General features: G+C 70.4%; 12 protein-coding genes and 1 pseudogene. 5 read left to right on the top strand and 8 right to left on the bottom strand.

Annotation, left to right across the window (positions count from 1 at the left end; genetic code table 11):
* Positions 1–44: 44 nt before the first annotated feature.
* A complete protein-coding gene (locus CD790_RS17475; RefSeq protein ID WP_260867660.1) occupies positions 45–755 on the bottom strand; it encodes a macro domain-containing protein in 711 nt (236 codons plus the stop codon).
* A 289-nt stretch (positions 756–1,044) separates the two neighbouring features.
* Between CD790_RS17475 and CD790_RS17470 the strand changes: the two genes are divergently transcribed.
* Positions 1,045–2,661 (top strand): ADP-ribosyltransferase domain-containing protein, encoded by a 1,617-nt coding sequence (locus CD790_RS17470; RefSeq protein WP_144384182.1) that lies wholly within the window; start codon positions 1,045–1,047, stop codon positions 2,659–2,661.
* Positions 2,662–2,801: 140 nt separating this feature from the next.
* On the opposite strand, the gene CD790_RS17465 is transcribed toward CD790_RS17470, so the two are convergent.
* Positions 2,802–3,944 carry an MFS transporter gene (locus CD790_RS17465; protein WP_260867658.1) on the bottom strand — a complete coding sequence of 381 codons (1,143 nt, stop codon included), beginning with the start codon at positions 3,942–3,944 and terminating at the stop codon, positions 2,802–2,804.
* A gap of 194 nt (positions 3,945–4,138) precedes the next feature.
* Here CD790_RS17465 and CD790_RS17460 point away from each other — a divergent pair, with 194 nt between their 5' ends.
* Positions 4,139–5,059: a LysR family transcriptional regulator gene (locus tag CD790_RS17460; protein ID WP_144384180.1), complete on the top strand. Its 921-nt coding sequence runs from the start codon at positions 4,139–4,141 to the stop codon at positions 5,057–5,059.
* A 48-nt stretch (positions 5,060–5,107) separates the two neighbouring features.
* Positions 5,108–5,623 carry a metallophosphoesterase gene (locus tag CD790_RS17455; RefSeq protein WP_144384179.1) on the top strand — a complete coding sequence of 172 codons (516 nt, stop codon included), beginning with the start codon at positions 5,108–5,110 and terminating at the stop codon, positions 5,621–5,623.
* Between the two features lie 260 nt (positions 5,624–5,883).
* On the opposite strand, the gene CD790_RS17450 is transcribed toward CD790_RS17455, so the two are convergent.
* Positions 5,884–6,852, bottom strand: coding sequence for a YafY family protein (locus CD790_RS17450; protein WP_144384178.1), 969 nt, complete (start codon positions 6,850–6,852; stop codon positions 5,884–5,886).
* Positions 6,853–6,914: 62 nt separating this feature from the next.
* Between CD790_RS17450 and CD790_RS17445 the strand changes: the two genes are divergently transcribed.
* A complete protein-coding gene (locus CD790_RS17445) occupies positions 6,915–8,543 on the top strand; it encodes an MFS transporter (protein WP_144384177.1) in 1,629 nt (542 codons plus the stop codon).
* 86 nt (positions 8,544–8,629) lie between these two features.
* Here the strand turns inward: CD790_RS17445 and CD790_RS17440 are convergent, their stop codons facing one another.
* The 5 genes from CD790_RS17440 to CD790_RS17420 form a co-directional block, all read right to left on the bottom strand.
* Entirely contained in the window at positions 8,630–10,351 is a 1,722-nt protein-coding gene (locus CD790_RS17440) for an acyl-CoA dehydrogenase family protein (RefSeq protein ID WP_144384176.1), read from the bottom strand.
* Positions 10,352–10,504: 153 nt separating this feature from the next.
* On the bottom strand, positions 10,505–11,062 hold the full coding sequence (locus tag CD790_RS17435) for a PadR family transcriptional regulator (RefSeq protein WP_144384175.1): 558 nt from the start codon (positions 11,060–11,062) through the stop codon (positions 10,505–10,507).
* Between the two features lie 137 nt (positions 11,063–11,199).
* Positions 11,200–11,508, bottom strand: a complete 309-nt coding sequence (locus CD790_RS17430; protein ID WP_144384174.1) for an antibiotic biosynthesis monooxygenase — start codon at positions 11,506–11,508, stop codon at positions 11,200–11,202.
* Positions 11,509–11,547: 39 nt separating this feature from the next.
* Positions 11,548–12,045 (bottom strand): cupin domain-containing protein, encoded by a 498-nt coding sequence (locus CD790_RS17425; protein WP_186319076.1) that lies wholly within the window; start codon positions 12,043–12,045, stop codon positions 11,548–11,550.
* 63 nt (positions 12,046–12,108) lie between these two features.
* Complete coding sequence (locus tag CD790_RS17420; protein WP_144384173.1) at positions 12,109–12,837, bottom strand: TetR/AcrR family transcriptional regulator C-terminal domain-containing protein; 729 nt, start codon at positions 12,835–12,837, stop codon at positions 12,109–12,111.
* A 100-nt stretch (positions 12,838–12,937) separates the two neighbouring features.
* Here CD790_RS17420 and CD790_RS36860 point away from each other — a divergent pair.
* A pseudogene (locus CD790_RS36860) lies at positions 12,938–13,942 on the top strand (FAD-dependent monooxygenase); the annotation flags it as partial.
* Between the last annotated feature and the right edge of the window lie 40 nt (positions 13,943–13,982).

Genomic DNA, 13,982 nt, shown 5'->3' with positions numbered 1-13,982 from the left:
TGGTCTCTACGGACCGCGAGTCGACACCGCGCCGCGGCTCTCCCTCAGCGACGGGAGGTGGAGCGTGTGGGGGGCGCGATGCGCACCCGCTTCTCGGCGGGCGTGTTCTCGATGTCGTCGAGCTGCGCGATGATCGTGCCGCGCAGGTCGTCGTAGTCCTCGAAGGAGTAGTCGTTGAACAAGGTGTAGCCCGTCCACATCAGGTTGGCGCACACCCGTGCCGGCACCCGGCCGGTCTGGGCGCCCATGCCGACCAGCGCCACCGACGAGATGCTGCCCGGCGCCTCCCTGTTCTGCAGGTGGATCGCCTGGAACGCGGCGGCGCAGGCGAGCGCCACGTTCAGGGTCTCACTCACGTTCTGCGCGGAGCTCTCCATCGTCGGCGTCGATATCAGGAACCTCGGGTTGACCGCCCCGGACGGAACGCAGACCGCGCTTCCCACCGGGAGCCTTCCGGCGAACCGGTCGCGGATCGCCCGCTGCACACGCAGTTGGATGCCCGCTCCCAGGTGACGCTTGATGGCGGCGTCGACGCCGCCGTCCATGCGGCCGCGGGAGTTGGTCGGGGTGACCCAGGCGTCGACTTCCTCATCGAGGATCGAGCCTTCGCGGATCTCGATCTCGGGGGTGTCGGCGAACGCCGCCCGCCACGCCTCCACCACGCTCGTGTTGACGTCGGTCAGGACCACCCTCAGCGTCGCCTGCACCTGGTTCACGGTCATCATCCACTCCCATCGAGAGACGTTCGCCTCCATCGCTCACGACGCTATCGCGCCCCACTGACAGAGCAGTTGCCGCGACTGCTCGTGGCCTCTCGTCACGATTGCGAGCGCACCGACCCGGTGCTAGCCTGCCGCCAGATTTCCGCCGGTCATGCCTGGGGACCCGGCACCGTCGACGAGAGTCCGCCGGCCCGAGTGAGCGGCGCCTGGGGCGCCTTGCCACCATGTTCAGGGCTTTCGCATGGAAATCGGCTACCTCGCTGATCGACTACCTCGCTAATCGTGCCTCACGCACGCTGTGACCCTTCGGAGTTCCTCCACCATGAGCGATGCCAACGTGCCCGCCACGCCCGACCCGAATGACCCGCTGGCCCTCGCCGAACTGTTCAAGGGCGGCGGTGAACCATGGCTTCCGCTGTTGAAGCCGGTCATCGAGGCGCAGCCGAACGCGGCCTCGTTCATCGGCGCGGGCCGCGGCCCGGATGTCGTCCCCGTCCGTGAACTGACCTTCCAGGCGCTGAAGCCCCATCCGCCGCACAAGTGGAAGGTCGTGATCTTCGGGCAGAACCCGTATCCGCGGCCGGAGAGCGCCACCGGCATCGCCATGTTCGACAACACCTTCCATGACTGGAAGGACAGCCAGTTCGGCAGGGTCGTCAGCATCCGCTGCATCATCAAGGCAGCGGCGATGTGGAAGTACGGCATTCCCAAGAAGACCCCGATCGCCGACATCCGTGCGCTGTTGAAGGAGCGGGACACCGTCCAACCGCCGGAGTGGTTCCAGGCGATGCTCACGCAGGGTGTGCTGCTGCTGAACGCGGCACTCACCGCCAGCAGTGACGCGGCGCGGGGAGACGACCGGCACTCCGGGTTCTGGCGTCCGGTCGCCGAGCGGATCGTCGAGGAGATCCTCAAGGCCAAGCAGAACGCCGACGAGGAGGACCGGGGCGTCGTCTTCGCCTGGTGGGGGGCTCACGCGCGCAATCTGAAGAAGGTCGTCCGCCGACTCCAGGAGAAGTACCCCGACGTCGAGGTCCGGCATATCGACCACCCCAATCCCGCGGCGCAGGGCGATGTCTTCTGCGACGGCGACCATTTCGGAATGGTGAACGAGGCCCTCGCCTCGTTGGGCGCCGACGAGATCGACTGGCTGCCGAGCAAGGGGTGGAACAAGGTCGCGACGGAGTCCGGCAGGACCGACGGCGACATAGCCGAACGCATGGGAGCGTTCATCGCGTCCACCATGGAGTTGCACCAGCTCTACCTCGAACGGCTCGCCAGCGTCAAGGACGAGGGGCTTGTCCTCCCCGCGATCACCGGCGTGTTCGACACCCCGCTCATGGAGTTCCGCGACGCCGTCACCCCGGTCGCCGAACTGCTGTCCGGCCTCGACCGGCACGTCAGGCTGTCGCACGAGTTCGGCAAGAGGCGGGCGGACGAACTGTCCGGCGACCTGTCCGCCGACGCGATCGCCGCGCTGTACCTCTATACCTGCGAGTCGGCGTTCTACCGGGAGATCAACGCCATTCTGCGCTCCCCGGACCGGAGCAGGCTCATCCCCTATCTCCCCTATCTGCGGCTGTTGTTCTCGGCGGTGTCCCAGCTTCCCGCCCGCACCGAGCCGTTGTGGCGTGGGGTGCCGCTGGATCTGCGCGCTCAGTACCCGCTCGGGCGGACGGTGACCTGGTGGGGCGTCTCCTCGTGCACATCCAAGGTCGGCGTGGCGCGAGGGTTCCTCGGCGGTCGCGGGAAGCGGACGCTCTTCGAGGTGCTCCCCGTCCGTGCCGTGGGTATCCGCCGCTTCTCCGCGTTCACCGACGAGGAGGAGTTCATCCTCTCGCCGGGCACGCAGCTCAAGGTGACGGGCGTCAGAGCCGAGCGCGGCGGCCTGTGCACCGTGCAGCTGACCGAACTGGAAGAGCAGACTCTGGTGTCCTGAACTTGCACTTAGTTCATGTGCTGCTCTAGCTTCGCCCTGTGTCGACAGTCGATCATGGACGTGCCGAAGCGGCCCCGCCTTCCCGGGCGAGGCCCTTCGTCATCGTGGTGGCGGACCGGGCCCTCCCCCGGTCGCCGTCGTCAGTCGCCTCGTGCGCGCCACACCGCCAGGGAGGTCAGGAGCGTGAGAAGCGCTCCGACCGCCAGGACGCCGCTGAGCGCCACGTTGTCGGCGACGAGTCCCCCGGCCAGGGCGCCGAGCGCGATGGCCAGGTTGAACACGGAGGTGTTCAGGGCGGTGGCCGCCTCGGTGGCGTCGGGGGCCGCCTTGAGGATCCACGTCTGAACGCTGACCGGAACACCGCCGAAGGCCAGTCCCCACAGGAGCAACAGGGCCGTCCCGCCGATCGGGTCGCGGCCGACGATCGGGAAGGTCGCCAGGACGAGGGTCAGCAGGACGCTGATGGTGATGACGGCCGTGCGGATGTCACGCCCCGCTGCCGCGCCGGCGAGGAAGTTGCCGATGATGCCGGCGACGCCGAAGCCGAGCAGGAGCGGCCCGACCGCGGCCTCGTCGATCCCGGAGACGGTCCGCAAGGTCGGGCTGATGAAGGTGAAGGCCATGAAATGGCCGCTCACCAGGAGAAACGTGGCGATGACACCAGTGCGTACGACGGGGTTGCGGAACTGCTCCGGCAGGGCGCGCAGCCGTACGGCCTGGCTGGCGGGCATGGGGGGCAGCAGGGCGAGCAGGGCGACGAGGATGAGCAGGCCGAGTGCGCCCACCACCACGAACGCCGTGCGCCAGTCCGCGAGGTCCCCGATCAGCGTTCCGGCCGGCACGCCGAGCACGTTGGCGGCCGTCGCGCCGCCGAAGACGATCGAGGTGGCCCGGGGCACGGACCGCTCCGGGACCAGACGTACCGCGAGACCGGCGGCGAGCGCCCAGAAGCCGCCGATGCTGACCCCGACGAGGAAGCGCGACGCCAGCAGGACCGCGAAGTTCGGCGCCATCGCCGACAGCCCGTTGGCCAGCACCATCAGCACGACCAGGCCGAGCAGGACGACCCGCCGGTCCAGGTGCCGTATCGCCACCGGCAGGAGCGGCGCGGTGACGGAGGCGACGAGGCCGGGGACCGTCACCATCAGCCCGGCCGTCCCCTCGGAGACGTCGAGCGATCCGGCGACGGCGGGGAGGAGGCCCACCGGCAGCGATTCGACGGTCACCAGCGCGAACGTCGCGAGCGCCACGGCCACGACGGCGAGCCATCTCGTGAGAGGCACGTGGTCGACACCGGATCTGGTGGGTACTGCGGATTCAACGATGGTCACGGTGGTGTTCCCGTCGGCAGGTGCTCGGCTGACAGCGAGGTCGGTAGGTTGAGGACACCCCCCACACTGCGACGCACCACCAAGATCAACAAGGTGCTTCTTAGGGAACGTCTGTTTAGCCAGATTCAACGAACCACGGAGGGGCAGTGCTCGAACGGCTGGAGATCGAGGCGTTCCTGACGCTGGCCGAGGAGCTCCACTTCGGCCGTACGGCCGACCGTCTGCATGTGACGACCGGCCGGATCAGCCAGACCATCAAGAAGCTGGAACGGCGGATCGGGGCGCCGCTGTTCGAACGCAACAGCCGCCTGGTCCGTCTCACGCCGATCGGGCAGCGGCTCCACGACGATCTGCGGCCGGCCTGCCAACAGATCGAGGCCGGGCTGAGGAAGGCGGCCGAGGCCGCGCGGGGCTCCCACAGCGTGCTGCGGGTCGGCTTCGTCGGCGCCGCGGCCGGACAACTCATGGCACGGGCGGCCCAGTTGTTCGCCGAGCGGCACCCCGGCTGCCGGGCCCGGCTCAGGGAACTGCAGATCGCCGACGGCTTCCCCCGGCTGCGCGCCGGCGACGTGGACCTGCTGATCGTCACCCGGCCGCACCAGGAACCCGGAATGGCCAACGGCCCGGTCCTGTTCTCCGAACCCCGGATGCTCGCCGTGTCCTCCCGACACCCCCTGGCCCGCCGACGCACCGTCTCGATGGAGGATCTCACCGCGGTCAGACTCCTCCAGGTGGCCCAGACCGTGCCCGGCTACTGGCGCACCGAGCGCACCCCAGCGCTGACACCCGCCGGACACCCCGTGGAGGTCGGCCCCGGCTTCGAGACCTTCCAGGAGGCCCTGACCCTGATCGGCGCCGACCAGGGCGCGTTCGTGGTGGGCGCCCAAGCCACCCGCTACTACGCCCGCTCCGACATCGTCTACATCCCCCTCAGCGACGCCCCGCCCCTGGAATGGATCCCCACCTGGCTGGCCGCCAACACCACGACCACCATCCACTCCTTCAACCGGGCCGCCCAGGACGCGGCCGCCCGCGACGGTGAGGTGGTCGACGACGTGGGCGCCTGACGGCCCGCCGCGCCGGTGCCGGACCCGACGAACCGCTACCGTCGCCTGGTGGACCTGCTGCTGATGTCCGATACGCATGTGCCGACACGCGCCAAGGCCCTGCCGCCCGAGCTCCTCGACCGGGTGCCGCGCGCCGATGTCGTCATCCACGCCGGGGACTGGGTCGACACCGCCACACTGGACCTGCTCCAGACCCGCGCCCGGCGGCTGATCGGTGTCCACGGCAACAACGACGGTTCCGAGCTACGGGCCCGGCTGCCGGAAGTGGCCTACGCGGAGCTCGACGGACTGCGGCTCGGAGTCGTGCACGAGACCGGCCCGGCACAAGGGCGCGAGCGTCGCTGTGCCCAGCGCTTCCCCGACCTGGACGTGCTCGTCTTCGGCCACAGCCACATCCCGTGGGACTCCGTCGCGGACCAACGGCTGCGCCTGCTCAATCCGGGCTCGCCGACCGACCGGAGGCGGCAGCCGTACCGCACCTACATGACGGCGCGGGTGTCGGCGGGCCGGCTCGTCGAGGTGCGACTGCACCGGCTGCCCGCACCTCCCATCAAAACCGTATAGCACCAGTTCTACTTCGCCCACATCGTCGAACGCCTCGGCATCGGCAGCGCCCACCCCCTCCAGCCCACCCACCGGCGACTCCCTGCTCGCCGCCCTCCGCCACGCCCTCGATCCCGAGGTGTCGCGGCGGGCCCGAACCATCGCCCGCGAGGTGCGCGCCGACGGCGCGGCGACCGCCGCCCGGCGACTGGTCGACATGGGCCGGCAGGGTCTGGAGGGCCGTCCGTAGGGCTGGGTGCCCTGCCCTCGCCGCGGACGTCTCATCTCCCGCTCGCCCGGAGCAGGCGCTCTCCCAGGGCCGCCAGGTGGTCGACCAGGGCGGCGGGCCCGTGGACCTGGAAGTCGCACTCCACCAGGGCGAGCCGGACGGCGAGCCACTCCAGGGAGTCGGAGGGGGTGGCCCGCAGGCGGCAGGAGTGGTCACCGGTCGGCTCGGGGGTGCCCAGTGACGCGGGCAGGCGTGCGGCCACGTAGCGGGCCGGGGCGGCGAAGGAGACGTCCAGGTGGTGTTCCGGGGCGAGGCGGGACATCGAGCGGCGCAGGTACTCCGCCGCGTCCTCAGCGGGCAGTGGTCGCGGGGTGAACCGTGCGCCGGTCGGGAACGGTTCACCGACCCGGTCGACGCGGAACGTGCGCCAGTCCTCGCGGTCGAGGTCGTAGGCGACGAGGTACCACCGGCGTCCGGTCGACACCAGCCGGTAGGGCTCGACCTGTCGGCGGCTCACGGTGCCGTCGCCGGCGCGGTAGGGGAAGCGCAGCCGTTCGTGTCCGGTGGCCGCCGCCGCGATCGCGGTGAGGGTGTGGGGGTCGACCGTCGCCGCGTCGCCGCCGCCCACCGTCAGCGGCAGCGTCGCCGTCTGGAGGGCGGTGAGACGGTGGCGCAGCCGTGCGGGCAGCACCTGTTCCAGCTTGGCCAGGGCTCGTACCGACGCCTCCTCGACTCCCTCGACCGCGTGTCCCGCGCCGGCCCGCAGGCCAACGGCGATGGCCACGGCCTCCTCGTCGTCGAGGACCAGCGGGGGCATCGCCTTCCCGGCGACCAGGCGGTATCCGCCCTCGGTGCCCATCGTCGCCTGTACCGGGTAGCCGAGCTCGCGCAGCCGTTCGATGTCGCGCCGAACGGTGCGCCGGCTGACGCCGAGCCGCTCGGCGAGCTCGCCACCGGGCCACTCGCGCGGGGTCTGGAGAAGGGAGAGCAGGGTCAGCAGCCGTGCGGATGTGTCCGTCATGACACCAGGGTCGCGCGAATCTAGGACATGATCCGTCCTACATCGTGCCTAACGTCATCGTCATGACTTCAGCAAGCCCCGTCGTCCCCGCCCCGGCGCCCGTGACCGACCGGCGCCGTTGGTTCGCGCTCGCCATCGTGATGACCGCGGCCTTCATGGACCTGGTCGACGTCACGATCGTCAACATCGCCATCCCGAGCATCCAGGAGGACACCGGCGCCTCCTTCAGCGCCATCCAGTGGATCACCGCGGGTTACGCCCTGGCGTTCGCGGCCGGGCTGATCACCGGCGGCAGGCTCGGCGACGTCCACGGCCGCAAGCGGATCTTCCTGCTCGGCATCGGTGGCTTCACGCTCGCCTCCGCGCTGTGCGGCCTGGCCGCGGGCCCGGAGATGCTCGTCGGCGCCCGCATCCTGCAGGGCGCGATGGCCGCCCTGATGGTTCCGCAGGTGCTCTCGATCGTGCACGCCACCTTCCCGGCCCATGAGCGCGGCAAGGTCTTCGGCCTGTTCGGCGCGATCGTCGGGCTCGGCTCGGTCTCCGGGCCGTTGCTGGGCGCCCTGCTCACCCAGTGGGACCTCTTCGGTCTGGCGTGGCGGCCGATCTTCCTGATCAACCTGCCGGTCGGCATAGCGGGCCTGCTGCTGGGGCGGAAGTACATCACCGAGTCCAAGGCGCCCTCGGCGCTGCGCCTCGACCTGGTCGGGGTGGCGCTGGTCACCCTGGGCCTGCTCATGCTGGTCTACCCGCTCACGCGCGGCCACGAGCTCGACTGGCCGGCGTGGGGCTTCGTCTCGATGGCCGGCAGCCTGGTCGTGCTCGGCGTGTTCGTGGCGTACGAGCGGCACAAGACGCGCAAGGACGGCTCCGCGCTGGTGGAGCTCGGCCTGTTCCGGGTGAAGAGCTTCGCCGCCGGGATCGCGGTCCAGCTGGCGTTCGGTGTCGCGTGCGGCATCTTCTTCCTGGTCTGGACGCTCTACATGCAGATCGGTCTGGGCTGGAGCGCGCTGCGGGCCGGTCTGACCGGTATCCCGTTCTCCCTGGCGGTCTCGGTCGCGGCGGGCGTCTCGGTGCAGAAGCTGGTGCCGCGGTTCGGCCGGAAGGTCCTCCAGACGGGCGCGCTGGCCATGGTGTGCGGTCTGCTGCTGTACATCTGGGAGGCCGGACGGTACGGGACCGGCATCGCCTCCTGGCAGATGGCCCTGCCGCTGCTCGTGATGGGGGCCGGGATGGGGCTGATCGTGGCGCCGCTGACGGACGCGGTGCTCTCGGAGGTGCCGCGCGAGCACGCGGGTTCGGCGTCCGGCCTCATCAACACCACCATGCAGATGGGCAACGCGCTGGGGCTGGCGCTGGTCTCGGTCGTCTTCCTGGCCGCGGTCGACGAGGACGACGTCACCGGCGGGCGGCAGGCGGCGGGAGACGCGTTCACCGAGGCGTTCCAGCACTCCCTGGGGTGGGTCATCGGGGTCCTCGCGGTCATCTTCCTCCTGATGTCCGCGCTGCCCGCCCGACCGAAGCAGCACCTGGAGGGCGCGGCCGACGCCCCGGAGACCACGGGCGACGCCGCGGAGGGCACGGTCGACGCCGCGGAGGGCACGGTCGACGCCGCGCGGCGTGCGGCCGGCGCCGTGGAGGCCGGCGCCGAGACGTCCGCCGACTCCTGGAAGGAGCCGGCTCTGGCCCCGTAGCCGGTATCGGCTCCACCGCCCGCGGGCGGGGCACACCGCCCCGCCCGCGGGAGTACCGGCCTACGCCGGCCGCGGGCTTCTCCGGGTCACGGCGCCATCTCGTAGGCCCCCGCCAGTGCCTCGACGCGCTCCCAGACGCGCGCCGACCGGGCCTCGTCGACGACGGGCCGCCGGACCGCGCCCAGCGCCCAGCTCTGCTGCTCCGGGGTGGCGGAGTCCTTGCCGTGCAACTCGACGGCGTACGCGGAGAAGTCGCGGACGAGGACGGCGAACAGCTCGTCGAGCACGTCCCCTTCGAGACCGGTCAGCCTGGCCTGCTCCAGGATCAGCTGGCCGTGCACGACCAGCGCGAAGAGCTGCCCGACGGCGAGCAGGAAGTCCAGGTCGCGGCTCTGCGCCTCGTCGGGGGCGGCGGTGGTGACGAAGTCGCAGAGGGCGTCCGCCTGCTCCCGGAACCGGGCGACGTTGGGCACCTCGGCGTACGCGTCGAAGGCGGGGCGCCAGTCGTGGAAGCGGATGGAGCCCAGGCCGCGGGCGGGTCCCTGCTGGAAGAGGAAGGCGTCGTCGGCCGCGTCGAGGCGGGTCGGCACGGGCGCGTACTCGGCCGGGTTCAGCAGGTGGTTGCCCATGAACTTCAGGATGAGCGCGAGGTTGACGTGGACCGTGCCCTCCAGCTTGGGCAGTCCCCGGATCTCGGTGGCCGCCTGGGCGAAGTAGGTGTCCTTCTCGAAGCCCTTGGCGGCGATGACGTCCCACATCAGGTCGATGACCTTCTCGCCCTCCGTGGTCACCTTCATCTTCGTCATGGGGTTGAAGAGGAGGTAGCGGCGGTCGTCGGGGCCGGCCGTGCGGAAGTAGTCGACGGCGCGGTCGCTGAACAGCTTCATTCCGACGAGGCGGACGTAGGCGTCGGTCAGCTCGCGGCGCACGTGCGGGAAGGCGGTGACCGGGCGGCCGTAGAGGACGCGGTGGTGCGCGTGGGTGACGGCCTCGTACATCGCGTGCTCGCAGATGCCGATGGACGCGGTGCAGAGGTTGAACTTGCCGACGTTGACGGTGTTGAGGGCGGCGTCGAAGGCGGCGCGGCCGGTGTGCAGCACGTCCTCGGCGGCGACCGGGTAGTTCTCCAGGCGGAACTCGCTGACGTACTTCGACGAGTCGACCACGTTCTTGACCAGGTGGTACGCCTCGTGGCGGCTGTCGGCGGCGAAGAAGACATAGCCGTCCGGGCCCTCGATGTCGGTGCGGCGGCCGAAGACGGAGACGAGCCCGGCGGCGTTGCCGTTGCCGATGTAGTACTTGGAGCCGCTGGCCCGGAAGCCGCCGTCGCCGTCGGGCTCCAGCAGCATGTCGGTGGAGTAGATGTCGGCGCCGTGGGTCTTCTCGGACAGTCCGAAGGCGAACACCTCGCCCTGGGAGAGGAGCTCAGCGGCGCGGGCCCGAGCGGTGGCGTTGTCGCTCTGCCAGACCGGGCCGAGGCCCAGGATGGTGACCTGCCACGCGTACCAGTAGTCGAGTCCGTAGAAACCGAAGATCTCGTTGAGGGCCGCGATCCGGGCGGTGTCCCAGCGCTTGTCCTGCTGCCCGTCGGCGGCGGACGCCGGGGTGAGGAAGGTCGCGAACAGCCCTTCCTTGGCCGAGAAGGCGAGGAAGTCGGCCAGCCAGGCACGCGAGCGGTAGTCCTCGATCAGCCTGCGCTTACCGCGCTCCTCGAACCAGTCGACGGTGGCGCGCAGCAGCCTGCGGGTCTCGGGGTCGAAGTGGGCCGGGTCGTAGGTGCGCGGGTTGAACAGCAGCGGGTCGGACATGGAGGTTCCCTTTCCGGCATGAGGGTGCGGCTATGGGCATGAAGGGTTCGGGCAGGCCGGGGCCGTGCGACGCCGACCGGACGGAGAGGCGGCCCGCGAGCGCCGGTTCAGCGCTCCGGGCGGAGCTGGTTCAGCGCTCCGGGCGGAGCTGGTTCAGCGCTCCGGGCGGAGCCGGTGGAGCGTGGCGAGTACGTCGTCGAGCCAGGCGAGCATCATCCGCTCGTAGGCGATGCCGCCGCGCAGCACGACGTGTTGGAGCTCCTGGCCGGCGGTGGGTGCCGGGGGCGCGTCAGGTCCGGTGAAGTCCCGTCGCTCCCCCGCGAGGTACTTCGCGAGCCGGTCGGTGTGCGTCTGGCGGTGCCGCTCGACCTCCCGGATCAACGCGGCCGGGTCGTCGAACGCCGCGCCGCGGATCTTCACGGCGAGGTCGTGCCGGACGCTCTCCAGCTCGATCGGCTCATGCAGCCACTCCGAGAGGGCGGCCCGCCCGAGTTCGGCGACGGAGTATTCCTTCTTGTCCGGCTTGCCCTGCTGCGGCACCTCATGGACATCGACCCAGCCGTCGCTCTCCATGCGCTTGAGAACGCGGTAGATCTGCTGATGGGTGGCGGTCCAGAAGTATCCGATGGACCGTTCGAACCGCCGGGCCAGCTCATAGCCGGAGCCCGGCTTCTCCAGCAGGGAGACGAGAATCGCGTGCTCGAGCGCCATGCCGCGATCCTTCTATGCAACTCGTTGCATAGACAAGAGGCACCGCCCGGGTGAGACACGGCTCACCCCCGGCCGGGCGGGATCACGCCGCGGGGCCGGCCACGGCGAAACCGAACAGCCGCCGTGCCCGTGCCGGGCTAGCCGATGCTCGGAGCGGGTTCGGCGAGGAGATCGTCGACGATCCGCAGCCGGGTCTCCGGGAAGTACTCCTCGACCGCGTCGCGCATCAGCGCCAGGCCCTCCGGGTCGGGGGTCGAGCAGCGTTCACGCGTCTCGGCGTCGGGCCAGCGGGCGTAGGCGGCCCAGGTGCCGTCGTCCGCCTGGTGCAGGCGCGACCCGTAGCTGCCGCACTGGGCGTGGATCGCCCGGGTCACCCGGTGCCACCCGTCGACGAACTGCTCCTCCTTGCCCGGGCGCAGCCGCCACCGGTAGATCACTGCGAACATCCCTGGGTCCCCCTCTTCTCGGTGCGTGACCTGGTCGGTTCAGGCGCGCTCGGCGAGGGCGCGCTGCCAGACGGGGCTGTCCACGTAGTGGTTGTCGTAGAGCTCCGAGGAATCCTTGATCTCCTGCGGGCTCGCCTCACCGCGCATCACCCGGCCGAGCAGCCGCAGATAGTCGAAGCGGGGCATGCCCGGGGTGAAGACGAAGAGGACGTCGGCCTCGGCGCCGGGGGCCGCCGCGAAGGCGTGCGGGGTGTGCGGCGGAACGAGCAGGAAGTCACCCGCTTCCAGGACCGTCAGCTCCTCACCGAGCAACACCTCCAGCGCGCCGCCGATCACGAAGAACATCTCCGAGGCCCGGGTGTGGAAGTGCGCCGGCGCACCCACCGCGCCCTTCGCGAAGGTGGAACGGTAGCTGGTGATCGGGCTGCCGGCGGTCCCGAAGTCGGCCAGCAGAGTCATCACGCTGCTCGGGTCGCTCGTGGTCTCGGCGTCAGCGGCGCGGGTCAGGATCGGGGCGAAGGTCGTCTGCGTGTTCATGATGATCACTCTAGGGAGAAAGTGACCACCCTGTCGGGTTCAATGCGGGTGAGAACGCATGGGTCAATCCGGCTCACCGGCGCCCGACCCACGGGCACCCGATCCGCCGACACCCGACCCACCGGCATCCGGTCCACGGACACCCGATCCGTGGTCGGCCCTGGCGGCACGCATGCCGCGGAGGACGATGCGCAGCCCCTGCTCGAAGCTCGCGTCGCCCGCCAGGCCGAGGAGGTCGCCCGCCGCCCGCGCGGTGAGCGGGAAGCGTTCGGCGTCGATGCCGCCGGCGATCCGCTCGGGCGCGTACGGGTTGTCGTCGCCGTACGCGGCGCTGGAGTGGGCCTGTTCCTCGATGGTGTAGCCGATCGTGTAGTGCAGGACCGCGGTGAAGCCGTGCGCCGCCTCACCGAGTGTGAAGCCCGCGTCCAGCAGGGTGCGCAGGATCTGCTCCGACATCCCCTGCACAGCCGGGTGGTTCACATAGGTGCCGGCGAGGACCCGGGCTCCGTCGCGGTAGTTCAGCATCACCCGTCGCAGGTGCCTGGCCCAGTCGGCGAGCCGGTCCGCCCAGTCCACGTCACCCCGGGGCGGCTCCAGCCGCTCGGCCGCCTCGACGTAGACGAGGGTGGCCATCGCGTCGAGCAACTGCTGCTTGTTCTTGATGTGCCAGTAGAGCGTGGGGGCTCGCACGCCGAGTTCCTGGGCGATCAGGCGCATGGTGAGGCCGTCCAGACCGGCGTCGTTGAGCAGGCGCAGCGACGTCCGGGCGATCAGCTCAGAGTTGATCTTCATTCCGCTTCCCCGCTCTCTCCGACCACTTGACACTCTAACATCGTTAGAGGAAGTCTCTAACAATGTTAGAGGCACACGCGCCTGAAGGAGGGGAACACGCATGATCGACCTGGACGCACGGACGGATGTGGTGATCGCGGGGGCCGGGCCGACCGGCCTGATGCTCGCCTGTGAACTGCGGTTGGCGGGCGTCGACGTGGTGGTGGTCGATCGGCTCGCCGAACGCAGCGGCGAGTCACGCGCCGGCGGGATGCACGCCCGGACCATGGAGGTACTGGACCAGCGGGGCGTCCTCGACCGTTTCCTGGTGGCCGGCACACCGCGCCCGATAGGCCACTTCTCCGGATTATGGCTGGACTTCGACCGGTTCGAGACCAGGCACCGCCGCTCGCTGATGATCCTGCAGACCGCCATCGAGCGCCTCCTGGAGGAGTGGGCCGCCGAGTTGGGCGTACGGGTGCGCTGGTCCGCCGAGGTGACCGGGATCCGCCAGGAGGACGCCGGCGTCGAGGTCGAGCTGCGCACGCCTGAGGCCTCCCGTACGACGCTGCGCGCCCGGTACCTCGTGGGCTGCGACGGCGGGCGCAGCGCGGTGCGCAAGCTGGCGGGCATCGACTTCCCCGGCACCCCGGCGACGCTGACCGCGATGCTCGGCGACGTCGAACTCGCCGAACCACCGGGGGAAACCGTGTTCATGCGGCGTCGCCCGGGGGGCGACTTCTCGGTGATCGCCTTCGAACCGGGCTGGTACCGGGTGATCACCTGTGAGTACGACCGGCTCCCCGACCGCGAGCAGCCGGTGACGCCCGAGCGACTGCGGGAGTCGCTGCTCAGGGTGGCGGGCACCGACTTCGGCATGCACAGCCCGCGTTGGGTCTCCCGGTTCGGCGACGCCGCACGGTAGGCCGAGCGGTATCGGGCGGGTCGGGTGCTACTGGCGGGCGACGCGGCGCACATCCACTACCCCGCCGGTGGCCAGGGGCTGAACCTGGGGGTGCAGGACGCGGTCAATCTGGGCTGGAAGCTCGCCTCGGTGGTGCGCGGCCGGGCGCCGGAGTCCCTCCTGGACAGCTACCACGCCGAGCGTCACCCCGTAGCGGAGCGGGTGCTGCACAACACCCGGGCGCAGTCGGCGCTCTCTCGCC

Origin of the sequence: Streptomyces sp. SAJ15, from assembly GCF_007595705.1 — a bacterium.
Lineage (GTDB): Bacteria > Actinomycetota > Actinomycetes > Streptomycetales > Streptomycetaceae > Streptomyces.
This window is presented reverse-complemented; position numbering and strand designations above follow the sequence as displayed.

Bases quoted from the DNA above. Each gene is read 5' to 3' on its own strand.
- CD790_RS17470 (WP_144384182.1), top strand. From the start codon at position 1,045: ATGAGCGATGCCAACGTGCCCGCCACGCCCGACCCGAATGACCCGCTG.
- CD790_RS17425 (WP_186319076.1), bottom strand. From the start codon at position 12,045: ATGAACACGCAGACGACCTTCGCCCCGATCCTGACCCGCGCCGCTGAC.
- CD790_RS17430 (WP_144384174.1), bottom strand. From the start codon at position 11,508: ATGTTCGCAGTGATCTACCGGTGGCGGCTGCGCCCGGGCAAGGAGGAG.
- CD790_RS17435 (WP_144384175.1), bottom strand. From the start codon at position 11,062: ATGGCGCTCGAGCACGCGATTCTCGTCTCCCTGCTGGAGAAGCCGGGC.
- CD790_RS17445 (WP_144384177.1), top strand. From the start codon at position 6,915: ATGACTTCAGCAAGCCCCGTCGTCCCCGCCCCGGCGCCCGTGACCGAC.
- CD790_RS17420 (WP_144384173.1), bottom strand. From the start codon at position 12,837: ATGAAGATCAACTCTGAGCTGATCGCCCGGACGTCGCTGCGCCTGCTC.
- CD790_RS17440 (WP_144384176.1), bottom strand. From the start codon at position 10,351: ATGTCCGACCCGCTGCTGTTCAACCCGCGCACCTACGACCCGGCCCAC.
- CD790_RS17450 (WP_144384178.1), bottom strand. From the start codon at position 6,852: ATGACGGACACATCCGCACGGCTGCTGACCCTGCTCTCCCTTCTCCAG.
- CD790_RS17475 (WP_260867660.1), bottom strand. From the start codon at position 755: ATGGAGGCGAACGTCTCTCGATGGGAGTGGATGATGACCGTGAACCAG.